Raw genomic sequence first — 14,214 nt, 5'->3', positions numbered from 1 at the left:
TATTGTTAAATCACCACAAAATAACAATCAAACAGGATCGACCTCTCCACTGCCTATGAAAAGAATACCACCATTCCACTTGGTTGGCAAGCGGTTTTATGACCCCAATGCCCCTCCGTATAAAGCAGTGTTTCTGATAACTACTGATTTTATATGGAGGATTTTATTATGTATGAAAAATATTTAGAACAGCTTGAGGAAGCCGGGAAAATCCGTAACCTCAAAGAACGTTCCATCAGTTGCTATAAAAACTATGTTTCTTACTTTCTGAAATATCAGAATAAGAATCCCAAAGAACTTACCTGTCAGGATGTCAGGGCTTTTTTGCTTGCGAAAAAAGAGGAAGGACTGAAAGCCACAACTCTGAATCTTTACAATTCTGCCATCCGTTTTTTCTATCGAAATGTCCTGCATATCCTTTGGGATGACATCACAGTTCCACGTATGATCCTAGAACATAAGCTTCCTACTGTACTGACTGCCTCTGAGATTGACCGCCTGTTAGATGCTGTTGATGATATCAAATATAAGGCTATGTTCGCAGTCATGTATTCCTCAGGTATGAGAGTTTCTGAAGTGATCCATCTTCATTATGACGATATCTCCCGTTCAAATATGCAGATCCATGTCCGGGATACCAAGAATAGAATGGACCGTTATACCATTCTCTCCAAACGTTGTCTGGATATCCTTACACAATACTGGTTTGAGAAAGGTCGTCCCCGTGGCATCCTGTTTCCGAATAAATTTACCGGTAATTATCTAACAGTCAGTACTCTGGAACAGGTAATGCGACGGGCAGTAGCTGATGCAGAACTTCCAAAGGCAGCAACCCCTCACTGTCTCCGCCATAGCTTTGCAACCCATCTGATGGAACAGGGCGTAGAACGGCAGAATATTCAGGCGCTGCTTGGACACCGTGACCCGAAATCTACGGAAGTTTATCTTCATGTCAGCAACAAATCCCTCATGGGCATTCAAAGCCCTTTTGACAGGAAAGAAGGTGCTGACCATGAATAAACCCACCGTCCAGGATATTTTCCGACATTTTTATACAGCATACCTTGAAAAATATTCTCCATCCCCGGAACAGTCAAAAACTGCCCGGAACATCTTGAACTGTAAAACAGGAGCTTATGGTGCAAATATCAGTGTATGTGAAGACTGTGGTGCTGTCCAGATCCATTATAATTCCTGTCGTAACCGCTGTTGTCCCATGTGTCAGGCAGTCCCAAAGGAAATGTGGATGGATGCCCGCAGGGAAGATGTACTTGATGCACCATATTTCCATCTGGTGTTTACAGTCCCTGATATTCTGAACCCAGTCATTTACAATAATCAGAAACTGTTATATGACACGCTCTATCATGCGGCTTCCGCTACTATTCAGGAACTGACAGCCGACCCAAAGCACCTCGGGGCTTCTGTTGGTTATATCTGCATCCTGCATACATGGGGCTCAGAAATGAATTTTCATCCCCATATCCATACGATACTGCTTGGCGGCGGCCTGACACCGAAAAATGAGTGGAAAGACAATGGTACGGAGTTTTTTCTCCCTATATGGGCTATCTCCAAAGTATTTCGTGGGAAATATATGGATGAACTGAAAAATCTCTGGAATACAGATCAGCTTGAGTTTCATGGAACAGCAGAAAAATACCGTAATTATTATGAATTCAAAGAACTTATAGATTCCTGTTATGACGCAGAATGGGTTCCTTACTGTAAGAAAACTTTTAACGGTGCACAATCTGTGATTGATTACCTTGGAAAGTATACCCATAGGATCGCTATCAGCAATCACCGCATCATCCATATGGATGATGAAAATGTTACTTTTTCCGTTAAGGATTACCGGAAAGAAGGACAATGGAAGGAACTGACCATTTCCGGCATTGAATTTATACGGCGTTTTCTGATGCATGTGCCACCCAGACGTTTTGTCAGGATCCGGCATTATGGACTTCTATGTTCCCGCAGCAAACACAAAAAACTCACTTTATGCCGGCATCTCCTCGGATGCAAAAAATATCTTTCAAAGCTCAGGGATAAGGAGATGCCGGAAATATTGAAACAGCTATATGGGATAAACATCCATGTATGTAAATCCTGCGGTGGACATCTTGGAAAACCACAGCTTCGAATACCGCAAAGGCGTTAAAGCCCATTTCCTATTTATATGTTTTTTTAGCCTCAAAATCCTGAGGTTTTATTGTTGTACCTATTTATCTGAAAACACGTGATTTCTGTAGCATCTGCATAGGAGATCCTGTATAATTATGGATAAGAGCAAAAGATTGAAAGTCCATAGGCAGTAGCTGCCCGGACGCTCACTTTGTTCAATTAGGTCAAATCGAAAATGGTGTAAACGAAGGGGCAGTTCACTGGAATGTCAAAACTGCTTTTTCGTTTACCCCATCATCGATTCTAACCTAAAGGATTTATCGATTTCTTTTTACTTACTAATCATACCATACAACAGCATAAGAAACACTAAAATATTGCAGACCATACCGCCCCAAAACAGGTACAACTTCAAGCCCTCATATCTAAAAAAACTGTTCTTACTTTCCTCAAGCTCCCGGATCTTCTGCTTCATCACGCTCGTAAGTGTATCAGACTGCTTCTCAAGAAGCTTTGTAGCCCTCTGTATAGCCTCTATATTCGCCTGTAACGCCTTTCTAACCTCTTGGACGGTGTTTTCCTTAACCTCATCTTTCAGGCTCCCAATCTCGCCCGATATAGCGTCTTGAAGCAATTCGTTGCTGTTCTTCAGCAGCTCTACGCTCTGCTTCAGCTCGCTGATGAGCTTCCTGTTCTGCTCTGCGTCTCTCTGCCTGTTCTGCTCTGCCCTCACTTGTTCTTGATTTGACTGCTTCATCAATTCCTCGCAGTTCTCGCTCGACATCGCCAACGCTTCTTTGAGCAGACTGTTTTCCAGCTCTGTCCGGCTCTGTCGGTTTAACTCTTGAAGCTGCTCTCTTGGACTGCTCTGCTTCTGCTGTTCGTGCATTTCTCTCAAACTCATGCTCCATACTCTCCTTTCCAAAATCCATATTGTAGTATTTTTCCAGCTTGTTATCCCTGATTTTACAAGCCTTTTCTCCTGCCTGTTCCCTGGCTAAGTCGGTATATGTGATGTACTTGTGGCTGTCCTGCCAGTCCACCCCGTACCCTCTTTCATTCATCAGCCGGATAAAGGTTTCCCGGCTGGTCGCTGTTTCCTTACAATCCAGCACCGCAAGGGCAATATCCTGCACATAGCTTTTGACCTTTCCCTGCTCTGCCTGTTTCAAAAGCTGGTAGGTGTCTTTGCTCCATGCCACCGTTTCTTCCCGGACTTCTCCAGCAAATGTCTTTCCTTTCTCCGGCACATGCAAGCCCTGTTCCCAGCTCTGCTCGTTGCACCGTTCCTTTAAGTCTTTAAGGTCGTGCTTACTCAGAGGGTAATTTAGGGTATAACAAAATAACCCACCCGAATATCGTTTTTTTTATTTGGTGAGTTTGTTCTTTCAAATACGAAACAAATGCTCATGTACGGTAAAGTATCACAAGAAAATTATGTCGAATTGACAGCCGCCTCCGCTATACCGAATAAGGAAATAAAGAGTCCTCAAATTTTGCGCTACTAAATGAAGACGAGCGGAAGTAATCTCCCGCTCGTCAGTAAACTTAACTATGCCATATCAATCCCGCTTCTTTCCCGCCACCGGCACTAAGAACAGCGCGGGCAACAGCAGGAAAGCGGTACAGACCAGCCCCCAGGGTATGGACACCTGCTGGGCTACCAGCCCCACAATAGGCCCGCCGATGATCTGCCCGAAAGAGTCCAGCTGTCCGCTGGTGGAAAAGACTGTGGCGCGCATTTTCTCATCCACATGGTCGTTCATCCAGGCGGCCAGCACAGGCTCCTTGATGGTGCGCATAAGCCCCGCCAGCAGGAACACCAACAACATGAACCAAAAGCTCCGCCCCACCGCGAAGAGAACCAGGCACAGGATATACCCGGCGCTGGTGGACATGACCACACTGGTTCGGCTGACAGTCCCTTTTTTCTCCATGCGGGCGATGAGCAACTGAGAAGCCAGAATACCTAAGCCGCTGCCGATAAGACTGATAACACCGAACCAAGTGACGCTGTTCAGCGGCCCGATAACGGGTATTACCGTGTCATCCAGAAAATGAGCGGTGGAGAGCCGGTCAAAGCCTTCACTGGCAAGTCCCCCGCATAGTGTGATTGCTAAGAGCGCCAGCAACACAGGTGCGCCTTTCACAAAGCCCAGGTTGAGCTTGAACAGGCAGACAAAGTCTTTAAGCAAGCCCTGCCGTTCCTCAATAGCAGGGGAGAAGTTGGTTTCTGGCATGATGCGAACCAACACCAGCCCCAACAACAAGCACAAACTGCCCCCCAAGATGACAGGCATTTGCAGGTTTATGTTTCCCAGCAGTGTGCCCAGCACCACGCCCAGAACGCCGCCGATTTGCCCCATTTGACTGCCCCGCAGGAACACCTTGTCTATGGGTTTGTCCTCTTCCTCCGAGGCAATCCACGCCTCCAGAGCGCCGGTGATGAAGGTATCACCGCAACCCCAGACAACCTGGGCCAGCAGAACCGGCGCGAACCACGGTAGCGCACCCTCCATCAGAAAGCCCAGGCCGTAGAGGAACATTCCAATCAGCACCGAGCGCCGACGGCTATACAAATCCGCCACCACACCGGTGGGTATCTCGAACAGAAAGCAGGAGGTCTCCAGAACCGTCCCTACCAGGACAAGCTGGAAAGCATCCAGCTGCACCACCTCCAGGTGGTACACGATGGAAAGCACTGTGGACATAGAAACCGCCAGGGAACAGACAAATCGGAACAGCAGGTAGACAGAATATGCCTTTGAATTTTTAGCAAACATGAAGTTACATTCTCCTTTCAAATCTCATTTTATATGACTTTTGCAAGCTGTTAAGCTAACTTGTGGAACATATGCCGAACCTTATCTATACGGCTATTCGGGCGGCGGGGTTGGCAAATAAATTTACCAATAGCTGGCTGGTATCCTTTTAACTCTGTCAAGCAGACTCCCTGCCCATTTGTGAAATAAGTTAAATCGTTCCTGTATTCTTGAATACATCTAGCAGGGATTTCTCCTTTCAGAATGACCTCGTCATTCTTTATCTGAGTACTTACAATATCTGCACAATACCTTGGAGCATCATGATACGCCCGTGAGAGATATTCCTGCGGTGCATAAATTTCAAAGTGGAGATATGGCTCTAATAGTTCTGTCCCTGCTTTTTTTAAAGCCTGCTCCAATACGATAGGGGAAAGCAGCCGAAAGTCTGCGGGGGTACTTACAGGACTATAATACAATCCATATTCAAAACAGATTTTACAGTCTGTCACTTTCCATCCATACAGCCCCTGCTCGCAGCCATAAAGAACCCCCTCCATAACCGCATTTTGGAACGATTGATTTAAATATCCAAGTGAAACTCTGCTTTCATACTGCACTCCGCTTCCAATAGGGAGCGGCTCTATGGACAACCCGACAGAAGCCCAGAAAGGATTTGGCGGGACTTCTATGTGGATGGTATATTCTGCTTTTCTAAGCGGTCTTTCCATATATATAACAGTAGGCTCTTTTATTTCTGCCTCCACATGATATTTTTCCTCAAGGATGGCACAAATGACTTCCATCTGCACATTCCCCAAAAAAGAAAGTATAATCTCATGCGTTGTAGTATCCACATAATATTTTAAAAGAGGGTCGCCATCTGAAATTTCTGTAAGTGCCCCAAGCAATATTTCCCGCTGTTCAGATTTCTTTACTGCAATCGTTGTTTGGAGCATAGGGAGAGGATTTTCAATAAATTTTCTCTGCGGCAACAGTATTTCGTTCCCCAAAATACTGTTTAGCTGCAAAACATCATTTGGTAAAATTACAATATCACCAGAGCAGGCTGTATCGGATGAATATAATTCACCGTTTGTCGGAACACACATCTCTGTGATTTTTATTTTCTCTTTTTCAGATATTCTAATAACATCCCTCAAATGCAATGTTCCGCTATATATACGCACATAAACAAAACGCCGCCTTTTCTCTGAATATTCAATCTTAAAAACCTGCCCGCATAGTTCAGATTGACCTTCAGGCGTTGATGAATAAAATTTACTGGCAATTACTTCTATAAGCTGCCGAATCCCCAGATTGTTTTTAGCGCTTCCGTGATAAACGGGAAATAACGTTCCGTTTTGGAATCTCCTGTTTTCTTCCTGTTCCAGTTCTGACATTTTAAACGGTTTCCCTGACATATATTTCTCTAATAGTTCATCGTTTCCCATAATTACCGCATCCCACTGTTCCATATCGTCATTGTCCGTTACATTTATATGGGGATGCTGCCCAACCTTTTGCTTCACTATAATTTCCGAAGAAAGCTTTGCTTTCATTTCCCGATATACCATTGGCAAATCAATCCCCTCTTGGTCAATTTTATTGATGAAAAAAATTGTCGGAATCTTCATTATCTGTAGTGCATGAAACAGTATACGGGTCTGTGCCTGTATGCCATCCTTTGCAGAAACTAATAATACTGCTCCGTCTAATACGGATAAAGAACGGTATACTTCCGCCAAAAAATCCATATGGCCTGGCGTATCTATAATGTTGACTTTTACATCCTCCCACTGAAAAGATGTCACTGCTGTCTGGATAGTGATTCCCCTTTGACGCTCCAAATTCATTGTATCTGTCCTTGTTGTGCCTTCATCTACGCTCCCTAGTTCTGCAATTGCACCACTGGTATACAATAAACTTTCCGTTAATGTTGTCTTTCCTGCGTCAACGTGAGCCAGAATGCCTAAGTTAATTATTTTCATGTGATTTTCCTCCTATCAACACCCAAAAAAGGGCATAAAAATACCCAGTGATAAATACTCCTATCACTGGGTAAATAACTCCAATAGCCCCAAAACACTTATATGTTTTCGGGCATATAAAATTACATGATAAAAGTATTCTTAAACTGGGTACAAAAAACTAAGCCCCATATTAAAAGTGAAACGGGACTGCTACTTTTTGTTCCCACTATCAAATTGACAGTTTATTTAAGAATACCTTGCCGCATATTTATTAACTCCTTGTATAATACTGAATCTAATTATATTCCTTAACCCTTTATTTGTCAAGCTGACAAACTAAAGCAGAAAAAGCGGCAGGATTTCCCCCTGCCACTAATCATCTGTTTATGCAAAAATAATTTCCTTTTCCACAATCTCCCTCGCACAAGCCCTTATGTTATTGAGGCATCCTGTCCATTCTAAGGCGTTTTCTGCCTGTAGCTGTTCCGTTATGCCCTGTGCCTGTTTCATACCCTCTATGAGCCTTTCAAAGCGTTCCTGTGCCTGTCTGTTGATGTCGGCAAGGTAGGCGTTTAGCCTGCCGCTTGTAAGAAGATTGGTGTATGTAACTTTACGGTACTGTTTTAGATAATCTAAATGCCGTTGCCCCCAGATGCCTATTGCCTGTTCTTCTTCGGCGGGTACAGTTAAGCACGGTATCAAATAATCCCCTTGCCTTTCGTATTTGCCGCCCAGTTCCTCAAATAATGATTGATCGCAGAGCTGTTAATGAATATCTTACTCTGATTGGAGAAAAAGAATTGCCCCTAAATTTTTTTGAAATAATTGACATTGAAGACCGATTTCCGGTTGAAAGAGTAAATAAACTATTGAATGGGAAAGAATAATAAATCTTGAATTTGCAAAGGAGACCAGTTATGAAAAAAACTAATAAATATAATGGAATGATATATGGGATGTGCATCGGTGTAGGTGTAGGAACTGCATTAGGCGTGGTATTCAATCATACTATATTAGGATTAGCTATAGGACTGGGAGTGGGAATGTTTGTTGGGAGTCTTTTTACTAATAAACATGATGATGATATAGAGTAGTAAGCGAAAATAAAATTCCAGTTTGACAATTTTATATCTACACACAAAGCAGTTAACCTTAGGATTATTAGAAATTTATAGTGGTAGTGGAACAAATGTTAAGGTTAGTTAATTTTGTCGTAAAGTGATAATACTCCAAGTATTTTATCCAATTTAACAAGGATTTCATCGAGAGGCTTTCTTGTAGTTGCTTCATATTGTGTAATTCTGATATCAGTAGAATCTTCGGGGAAGCCAAGTGCGATACCAAGTTCTTTTTGTGTGAGATGATTTTTCTGTCTCAAATGATTTAATTTTCTTCCAAATGTAATCATAGTAGTTATTCCTTTCTGCAAGTTATTTTGAGTGTGTGAGGTGTCGAATCATAAATTATTCGGCACCTCTGGTTTTATGATCTTTATTCCCCGGTACTTCCAAAAGCCCCGATATCTCTTGCTTCTCCGAGATCCAGAACAAAGTCGGCGATTAGAACCGGAGTGATAACCAGTTGCCCTACACGGGTATCTTTGCGGAGTATTTGGGATTCTGAACTAACATTACTGATGATGGCATGAATTTCTCCTCGATATCCGGAATCAATAGGCGGAAGTTCGCAGACCAACCCTTTTGCTGCCATGCTGCTTCTTGGAAAAACATAACCGGCATATCCATCTGGAATCATGAGACCAAATCCTAATGGGATTCTTGCAATCTCTCCTGGTTTTAATGTGTAGTCATAAGGCATATATACATCGGCCCCGGCATCGTTTTCATGAGGTCGGAAAGGATAATGATCTTTCTCTAACCCAAAGTCGATCAATTTAATTTTCATAAACAGTTTCCCTCCCTTCTACGAGCAGAGGATAATCTGCTCTCATTATTTCTAATGGAGACCATTCTTTTGGGATAGGAATTCCACAGGACATAGCACCTTCTTCACAACATCCCCTCTGGCAGAAAGGACCGGTCAGCTTCGGTGAAAATAACACCGGATCAAATTCATATAATTTCTGCCAGATGTCCAACATTACAATTCTTGTTTCGTCGGTATTTCTCCTGCAGATTCGCTGACTGATCATATGTTTCCACTCATAAGGTGTAGCGCAGATAATCAGAATATTTCTTAAAGCATGAGGGAGGGCATATCCTGCAGAATCATGATGAAATCCCACAGAGCACAATTCCTGATAACATCTGAGATCCGATAAGCAGCTTTTCAGATAGAGATCAATGTATCTCTGTTCGGAAAAAAGGATTTCATATGGGATCGTAAATGCAGCTTTTTCTGAATAGTTGCTATATTGCAGAGATGCACTCATGAATTTTACTTCGTTTTGATGACGAGTAATCTGTGCAAGAAAACGTCTGCTTGCCCCCACAATCGCAACAGTGATCACCGTAAATTTCTGTACGGTTGGATGAGGAAGACTGGCAATCCGATCTACGGTTTTATCTGTAAAAGATTTCTGATAAAGAGCCATAAGATCATCCATGTTTTGAATGGAATGCCCCTGTTGGGTAAGCCTTGCTGCGAATACCATGTTCTGAGCTGCTTCTTGAATGGTATAACTATTTAAAATCTTTGTCTCAATGTGATCCATAGGCTTGTTCCTCCTTTATCAATGCTTTCAGTAGAATGAGATAGTTGATGCAGTCTGTGATCTTCTCATCCCATTGTTCTAAGTCAAATTGGAGCAGCGAAGAGTAACACATGTCATAGAGAGATACGACATGCTTCGACATCATTCCGGCCAGAGCAGCCTTAGGTGTGCATCCCTGTAATGAGGCAGCGATTTTAAACGCACTCAGGCGGTCAATGCGGTCTCCGGTGTATTCTTTCTTCTTGTGTGCCAGGACATCGGCACATTTTCGATATTGTTGTTCAAGGACAACATTAAATTCATTTTGTGTCATATTGTAATTCCTCCTTCGTAAAATGATTTATAATTCGGGTTCCTGTGTCTTTTGCTTTTTCGGAACCTGGTTGTGGAGAATTGCTTCCACATTTTTGTCTACGGTTCTTAAATCTTGTGTCAGATCCTTTAGAGATCGGATGGATGATTTTTGCTGGTCGATCTGTTCCTGCAAGCTGTTTTTTTGTTCCTTCAATGTTTTGATAGGAAGCATCTTTCCATCGGGATAAAAAGATTTCAGCCAGTCACGGGCTTCTTCATATGCCTGAATTTCAGCGGTGTGTTCCTTTCGGAATCTGCCTTTGTTTTTCGCCTTTAAAAATTCGGTATAGATTGCTTTCTGTGAAAAATATTGTCCGGTGTAATGGATCTGACGGTTGATGTTTTTCAAATCTGCATTCATTTTCATTAGCTGATCTGTTGCCTGATCTAACTGTTTTTGAGATTCGGAAAAGGCATTTTTTAATTCGATTTGGGTATTGTATCCATGTTCTTGCACATAGATAATGGTATTTGCCATTTCTTGAAGATTGGATATTTTTACCCGATGAGCATATCCGGGACTTTGCATTGCTTTCACATTTTTCTGAAGATCTACTACCAACCGTAAATGCGATCTGACATAAAGAATGGTTATCGGATCTTTTCGTAAGAAGAGCTGTTCTAAATGTTCTTTGCCGTATTGAGTTCCCAAAGCCTTCTCTGTAATCCGTTTGTTCCGATCCGGATGGAGATAACGATATCTTCCTCTTTCTTCAATGACGGAAATCTGATATTTTTCAAAAAGAAGAGATTGAAATTCTTGAAAGCTTTTAGAATGCGAGCTGCATTCTTCGATGGCATTTCGGAGTTCCTGCTTCTGCGTCTGAAACATTGTGGCATTTGGTTTCAATCCATCTGCAATGATTTTTTTGTTGGTCTCTTCTAATTTTTTCTGCCCGGATTTTTGGGCCATATATTCAGCCTGTGTGATCTTTGTTTCAGCCGGAGAGAGAAGATCAACCTGATGAAGTCCCTCCTGGATGCACATATCCATAATTTCCTTTTTGAAATAATTCAGGAATTTATTTGTGGATCGGTGTTTGTATCCGGCAATTTCTTCATGGGGCTTATCCATGTAACGTTGCCTTCTGACAGCTTCCTTACGGACGCTGTTGATCACAATATGCGTATGGATATTGCCGGAACCATTGTGACCATCGGTATGTGTCACGATAAGAGCCTGATATCCCGGAAATATTTTTTTGGCAAGGTCTAAAGATAGAGCCTGTGCTTTTTCTCCCGTCAGATCACATTCAATAGCATCAGCAGGATCATAACTGATGATATAGTGATGACTTTTGATTTCAGATGATTTTTTGTTTTTATGAAATTTCGCATTTGTCAGACTACACTCCTTGTCAAAAGACATCGGATCACAGTTGAGACCATCCATGTAGAACTCATCTCTTAAAAGACTTCGCCCCATTTCATCTTTTATCTTTTTTCCAGTGCTCTCATCATGTTGGAAAAGCAGATAATCAATGGCATTTGAATAGTTGGCATTTCTACTTTTGATGTGTTTTAGTATTGCCATGAAAATCACCTGCCATTTCTAACACTTTTTTTCGCAAGAGGAAGAGGTCGGAGATACATTGATGGATTTCATTTTCCATAGCCTGGGAATGAGTTCCACCGGTATTAAAATACTTGGCGATCTGGTTCAGATTGGAACCGATTTTACCGTATTGCCCGACCAGCTCCCGAAGTACTTTGATGTCTGCGACAACTTCATAATGAATTTGAATTGGTCTATTTAGGAACAATCTTCGTAGATATTCTGAACGAGAGATTCCCACAGAGCTTGCGGCCTGATTTAATATTTCCAATTCAATGTCTGTAAGTTTCAGACAGATTATGTTTCGATGCTTCAATTCCTTTGATTTTTCTTTTGGTGGCATACTCCTCCTTCCTTTCTAAACTGTGACATCGAATAGTGTTACAGTTCACTAATTTTTATCGGCTGTCCCTTCCGATAGAGAATTAGTGCAGTATCCATTTTTGTGGATACTGACTGCATCTTTGATGCAAAAGCGAGGGTATGGGGAAACGTAATCCCCATCAAGATACCTAACCCGGGGATAAGACCGTTCTCATAAAATGAGGATACGGTATTACCCGGGTGGATCTTGCTCTTGAAAGATTAACCCTCTCATATAACGAAAGGCTCAGGGCAGAAAATACAGGGTGAGATAGAAAAAAAGTAAAAAAACTGCTATACTACAATTCAGAACAAAGCAAAAAAAACGATTTTGAGAATAGAGGTATGAAGAAAATGGTAAAACCAATTATGAAAGATATATTTTTTCTGGGACAAAAATCTGAACCGGCAACAAAAGCCGATCTTCAAGTTGGAAAAGATTTAATGGATACGTTAGCTGCGAACCGTGAGGGATGTGTTGGAATGGCAGCGAATATGATCGGTGTGAAAAAAAGTGTCATTATTGTAAATATGGGATTCGTAGATGTGGTAATGTTTAATCCTGTATTGGTAAGAAAAGAATCACCTTATGAAACTGAAGAAGGATGCTTATCTCTTACAGGAGTGCGTAAGACAACGAGATATCAGATGATAGAAGTTGAATATCTGGATATGAATTGGAAGAAACAGAAATTGAAACTTGATGGTTGGACTGCACAGATTTGTCAGCATGAGCTGGATCATTTGGAGGGCATACTGATTTAAGCCGAGAGAAATTTACAGGAGTGATACTTTATGGGAACGGAAAGAACAGATGAATTATATAAGGTTTTACTTACCAAAGGATATCCGAAAGAACTTTGTGCAGAAATAGCCTATAAGAATCTGAATACAGATTATACAGCGACCAGGATGTTGGGATACTTGTATCGTTACACAGAGCCCAGATTGGAAGATGTGATAGATGAAATGATTGCAATCCTAAGTGACCGGGAAGAAATCATAAAGAAAAAAGAAATGGAGCAGTCGCAGGCTGTTATAAATGAGATTTATAGAAATGGATTATAAATTTTTTTAGTCACCCTGTAAAAATCCTCTTTTTCCTTTCGTTATATAGAAGGATCTTTTTCCTTCCTATATGTATGAAAGAAGAAAGAGGGTTTTTTATATGTCAGAAAAAAGATGTTATACCGTAAAAGAGATTCAGGAAATTTTAGATGTAAGCCGCCCGACAGTCTATGCATTATTAAAGAAAAAAGAGTTCCGATGGATCCAGTTGGATGGAGGAAAGTATAGAATTTCAAAAAAGAGTTTTGATGACTGGCTTGATAAACAGCCGGAGTAAAAAATCTGGGATGTTGGTTGAGAGAAAAAGTCGCAATCGACATCCTAATTTTTTATTTGAAAATGATGTATGATGCAGAAAAGAAAGGAGAGTTGATCAGATGAATCAAGTTGTTATAGAAGAAACTTCGTTTGAAGAAGTGCTTTCAGAAATAGAGGAGAACAGTAAATACAAACGACTTCCTCCAAAGGAAAAAACCTGGATGACAGTTCCAGAGATTGGAAATCTTTTGGGACTAAAGAAGACAGGCAGATACTGGCTGGTTCAGAAAAATTATTTTGAATGCAGAGAAATCGCAGGACAGATGCGAGTGAATATTGCGAGCTTTGAGAAATGGTATGCAAACCAGGTGAAGTATCATAAAGTGAACGGGGAAGAACCGGGGAAAAACCTAAAAAAATGGTCTTATTCCATATCAGAAGTTGCCAAGATGTTGGGGATTAGTGAAACTACGGTTTATGATCTGATTAGACGTGACGGTATAAAAACAGTTACTGTTGATTACTGGATCAGGATTCCGAAAAAATCTTTTCAGGAATGGTATGAGAAGCAATCGAAATATCGCACACAGAAAGACAGGGAAAAGGACAAGGAGCTGGAAGGAGCAACAATTACCATGCCAGAAATGGCAAGGCTTCTGGGAATTCCAAGACGTCAGGTATATGAGATTTTGAAGAATTCTAAATACAGCCATTTTTTTGAAACGATTGAAATTGCAGAGAAGAAAAGAATTACAAAAGAGAGCTTTCAGAAATTTTTAGATGGACAAGATCATTATAAATTGGATCCGGCCAACGATTATGAAGAGTTGTCAATGGAACAAAATTTTAGTTTGGCAAATTACAGGCGAAAGAAATTAGCCAAAACCGGAGATCGTAGTAAGAATGGAAATCTGAGTTATCTGACATTTGATGAGGCAGCGTTTCTTGCAAAGGTCAGTAGAGGGATGATTTACAAATGGATGGATGATGGGAAATTTTCAGCAGTGAAGATTGGAAACATATCCAGAGTAAAAAGAGATGAATTTGAAGCTTGGTTGGAAGAAAGGAAAGGGAATTAGC

General features: G+C 41.4%; 17 protein-coding genes. 7 read left to right on the top strand and 10 right to left on the bottom strand.

Annotated features, from left to right (window positions below):
* Nucleotides 1-168: 168 nt before the first annotated feature.
* Both LC508_RS19975 and LC508_RS19970 read left to right on the top strand, forming a co-directional pair.
* Entirely contained in the window at nt 169-1,020 is an 852-nt protein-coding gene (locus tag LC508_RS19975) for a tyrosine-type recombinase/integrase (protein ID WP_225305235.1), read from the top strand.
* Nucleotides 1,013-2,164 carry an IS91 family transposase gene (locus LC508_RS19970; RefSeq protein ID WP_225305402.1) on the top strand — a complete coding sequence of 384 codons (1,152 nt, stop codon included), beginning with the start codon at nt 1,013-1,015 and terminating at the stop codon, nt 2,162-2,164. Before LC508_RS19975 ends, LC508_RS19970 begins: the two co-directional genes overlap by 8 nt.
* Before the next feature lie 294 nt (nt 2,165-2,458).
* Here LC508_RS19970 and LC508_RS19965 read toward each other — a convergent pair whose 3' ends face one another.
* From LC508_RS19965 to LC508_RS19950, 4 genes are all read right to left on the bottom strand, one after another.
* Nucleotides 2,459-3,031, bottom strand: a complete 573-nt coding sequence (locus tag LC508_RS19965; RefSeq protein WP_002801799.1) for a hypothetical protein — start codon at nt 3,029-3,031, stop codon at nt 2,459-2,461.
* Between the two features lie 658 nt (nt 3,032-3,689).
* The gene (tet(40), locus tag LC508_RS19960) at nt 3,690-4,910 is read right to left on the bottom strand and encodes a tetracycline efflux MFS transporter Tet(40) (protein ID WP_009247026.1); all 1,221 of its coding nucleotides are present in this window, start codon (nt 4,908-4,910) and stop codon (nt 3,690-3,692) included.
* A 50-nt stretch (nt 4,911-4,960) separates the two neighbouring features.
* On the bottom strand, nt 4,961-6,880 hold the full coding sequence (gene tet(O) / locus LC508_RS19955; protein WP_000691758.1) for a tetracycline resistance ribosomal protection protein Tet(O): 1,920 nt from the start codon (nt 6,878-6,880) through the stop codon (nt 4,961-4,963).
* Between the two features lie 366 nt (nt 6,881-7,246).
* Nucleotides 7,247-7,597, bottom strand: a complete 351-nt coding sequence (locus LC508_RS19950) for a TnpV protein (RefSeq protein ID WP_039930742.1) — start codon at nt 7,595-7,597, stop codon at nt 7,247-7,249.
* 182 nt (nt 7,598-7,779) lie between these two features.
* Between LC508_RS19950 and LC508_RS19945 the strand changes: the two genes are divergently transcribed.
* On the top strand, nt 7,780-7,956 hold the full coding sequence (locus LC508_RS19945; protein WP_008976817.1) for a hypothetical protein: 177 nt from the start codon (nt 7,780-7,782) through the stop codon (nt 7,954-7,956).
* Between the two features lie 104 nt (nt 7,957-8,060).
* On the opposite strand, the gene LC508_RS19940 is transcribed toward LC508_RS19945, so the two are convergent.
* From LC508_RS19940 to LC508_RS19915, 6 genes are all read right to left on the bottom strand, one after another.
* Nucleotides 8,061-8,270, bottom strand: coding sequence for a helix-turn-helix domain-containing protein (locus LC508_RS19940; RefSeq protein WP_009247025.1), 210 nt, complete (start codon nt 8,268-8,270; stop codon nt 8,061-8,063).
* Nucleotides 8,271-8,353: 83 nt separating this feature from the next.
* Nucleotides 8,354-8,767, bottom strand: a complete 414-nt coding sequence (locus LC508_RS19935) for a dUTP diphosphatase (RefSeq protein ID WP_009247024.1) — start codon at nt 8,765-8,767, stop codon at nt 8,354-8,356.
* A complete protein-coding gene (locus tag LC508_RS19930; RefSeq protein ID WP_009247023.1) occupies nt 8,757-9,536 on the bottom strand; it encodes an FAD-dependent thymidylate synthase in 780 nt (259 codons plus the stop codon). The genes LC508_RS19935 and LC508_RS19930 overlap by 11 nt, the downstream gene beginning before the upstream one ends.
* Complete coding sequence (locus LC508_RS19925) at nt 9,523-9,849, bottom strand: hypothetical protein (protein ID WP_004606466.1); 327 nt, start codon at nt 9,847-9,849, stop codon at nt 9,523-9,525. Before LC508_RS19925 ends, LC508_RS19930 begins: the two co-directional genes overlap by 14 nt.
* Nucleotides 9,850-9,876: 27 nt before the next feature.
* Complete coding sequence (locus tag LC508_RS19920) at nt 9,877-11,424, bottom strand: relaxase/mobilization nuclease domain-containing protein (RefSeq protein WP_016439441.1); 1,548 nt, start codon at nt 11,422-11,424, stop codon at nt 9,877-9,879.
* Nucleotides 11,396-11,788 carry a plasmid mobilization protein gene (locus tag LC508_RS19915; protein ID WP_016439442.1) on the bottom strand — a complete coding sequence of 131 codons (393 nt, stop codon included), beginning with the start codon at nt 11,786-11,788 and terminating at the stop codon, nt 11,396-11,398. The genes LC508_RS19920 and LC508_RS19915 overlap by 29 nt, the downstream gene beginning before the upstream one ends.
* 374 nt (nt 11,789-12,162) lie before the next feature.
* On the opposite strand from LC508_RS19915, the gene LC508_RS19910 reads away from it, so the two are divergent.
* The 4 genes from LC508_RS19910 to LC508_RS19895 all read left to right on the top strand — a co-directional run bounded on the left by LC508_RS19910 (nt 12,163) and on the right by LC508_RS19895 (nt 14,213).
* Nucleotides 12,163-12,573 (top strand): peptide deformylase, encoded by a 411-nt coding sequence (locus LC508_RS19910; RefSeq protein WP_009247020.1) that lies wholly within the window; start codon nt 12,163-12,165, stop codon nt 12,571-12,573.
* Nucleotides 12,574-12,603: 30 nt separating this feature from the next.
* On the top strand, nt 12,604-12,876 hold the full coding sequence (locus tag LC508_RS19905; RefSeq protein ID WP_009247019.1) for a hypothetical protein: 273 nt from the start codon (nt 12,604-12,606) through the stop codon (nt 12,874-12,876).
* A gap of 100 nt (nt 12,877-12,976) precedes the next feature.
* On the top strand, nt 12,977-13,153 hold the full coding sequence (locus tag LC508_RS19900; protein WP_009247018.1) for a helix-turn-helix domain-containing protein: 177 nt from the start codon (nt 12,977-12,979) through the stop codon (nt 13,151-13,153).
* A 100-nt stretch (nt 13,154-13,253) separates the two neighbouring features.
* Complete coding sequence (locus LC508_RS19895) at nt 13,254-14,213, top strand: helix-turn-helix domain-containing protein (RefSeq protein WP_009247017.1); 960 nt, start codon at nt 13,254-13,256, stop codon at nt 14,211-14,213.
* Nucleotide 14,214 lies beyond the last annotated feature (1 nt).

It is taken from the genome of Blautia parvula (genome assembly GCF_020215665.1).
Lineage (GTDB): Bacteria > Bacillota > Clostridia > Lachnospirales > Lachnospiraceae > Blautia > Blautia celeris.
This window is presented reverse-complemented; position numbering and strand designations above follow the sequence as displayed.

Excerpts from the sequence above, each read along its gene's own strand:
- LC508_RS19945 (WP_008976817.1), top strand. The coding sequence starts at position 7,780 with ATGAAAAAAACTAATAAATATAATGGAATGATATATGGGATGTGCATC.
- LC508_RS19930 (WP_009247023.1), bottom strand. The coding sequence starts at position 9,536 with ATGGATCACATTGAGACAAAGATTTTAAATAGTTATACCATTCAAGAA.
- LC508_RS19905 (WP_009247019.1), top strand. The coding sequence starts at position 12,604 with ATGGGAACGGAAAGAACAGATGAATTATATAAGGTTTTACTTACCAAA.
- LC508_RS19910 (WP_009247020.1), top strand. The coding sequence starts at position 12,163 with ATGGTAAAACCAATTATGAAAGATATATTTTTTCTGGGACAAAAATCT.
- LC508_RS19900 (WP_009247018.1), top strand. The coding sequence starts at position 12,977 with ATGTCAGAAAAAAGATGTTATACCGTAAAAGAGATTCAGGAAATTTTA.
- LC508_RS19940 (WP_009247025.1), bottom strand. The coding sequence starts at position 8,270 with ATGATTACATTTGGAAGAAAATTAAATCATTTGAGACAGAAAAATCAT.
- LC508_RS19970 (WP_225305402.1), top strand. The coding sequence starts at position 1,013 with ATGAATAAACCCACCGTCCAGGATATTTTCCGACATTTTTATACAGCA.
- LC508_RS19915 (WP_016439442.1), bottom strand. The coding sequence starts at position 11,788 with ATGCCACCAAAAGAAAAATCAAAGGAATTGAAGCATCGAAACATAATC.
- LC508_RS19920 (WP_016439441.1), bottom strand. The coding sequence starts at position 11,424 with ATGGCAATACTAAAACACATCAAAAGTAGAAATGCCAACTATTCAAAT.
- LC508_RS19975 (WP_225305235.1), top strand. The coding sequence starts at position 169 with ATGTATGAAAAATATTTAGAACAGCTTGAGGAAGCCGGGAAAATCCGT.
- LC508_RS19965 (WP_002801799.1), bottom strand. The coding sequence starts at position 3,031 with ATGAGTTTGAGAGAAATGCACGAACAGCAGAAGCAGAGCAGTCCAAGA.
- LC508_RS19895 (WP_009247017.1), top strand. The coding sequence starts at position 13,254 with ATGAATCAAGTTGTTATAGAAGAAACTTCGTTTGAAGAAGTGCTTTCA.
- LC508_RS19935 (WP_009247024.1), bottom strand. The coding sequence starts at position 8,767 with ATGAAAATTAAATTGATCGACTTTGGGTTAGAGAAAGATCATTATCCT.
- LC508_RS19925 (WP_004606466.1), bottom strand. The coding sequence starts at position 9,849 with ATGACACAAAATGAATTTAATGTTGTCCTTGAACAACAATATCGAAAA.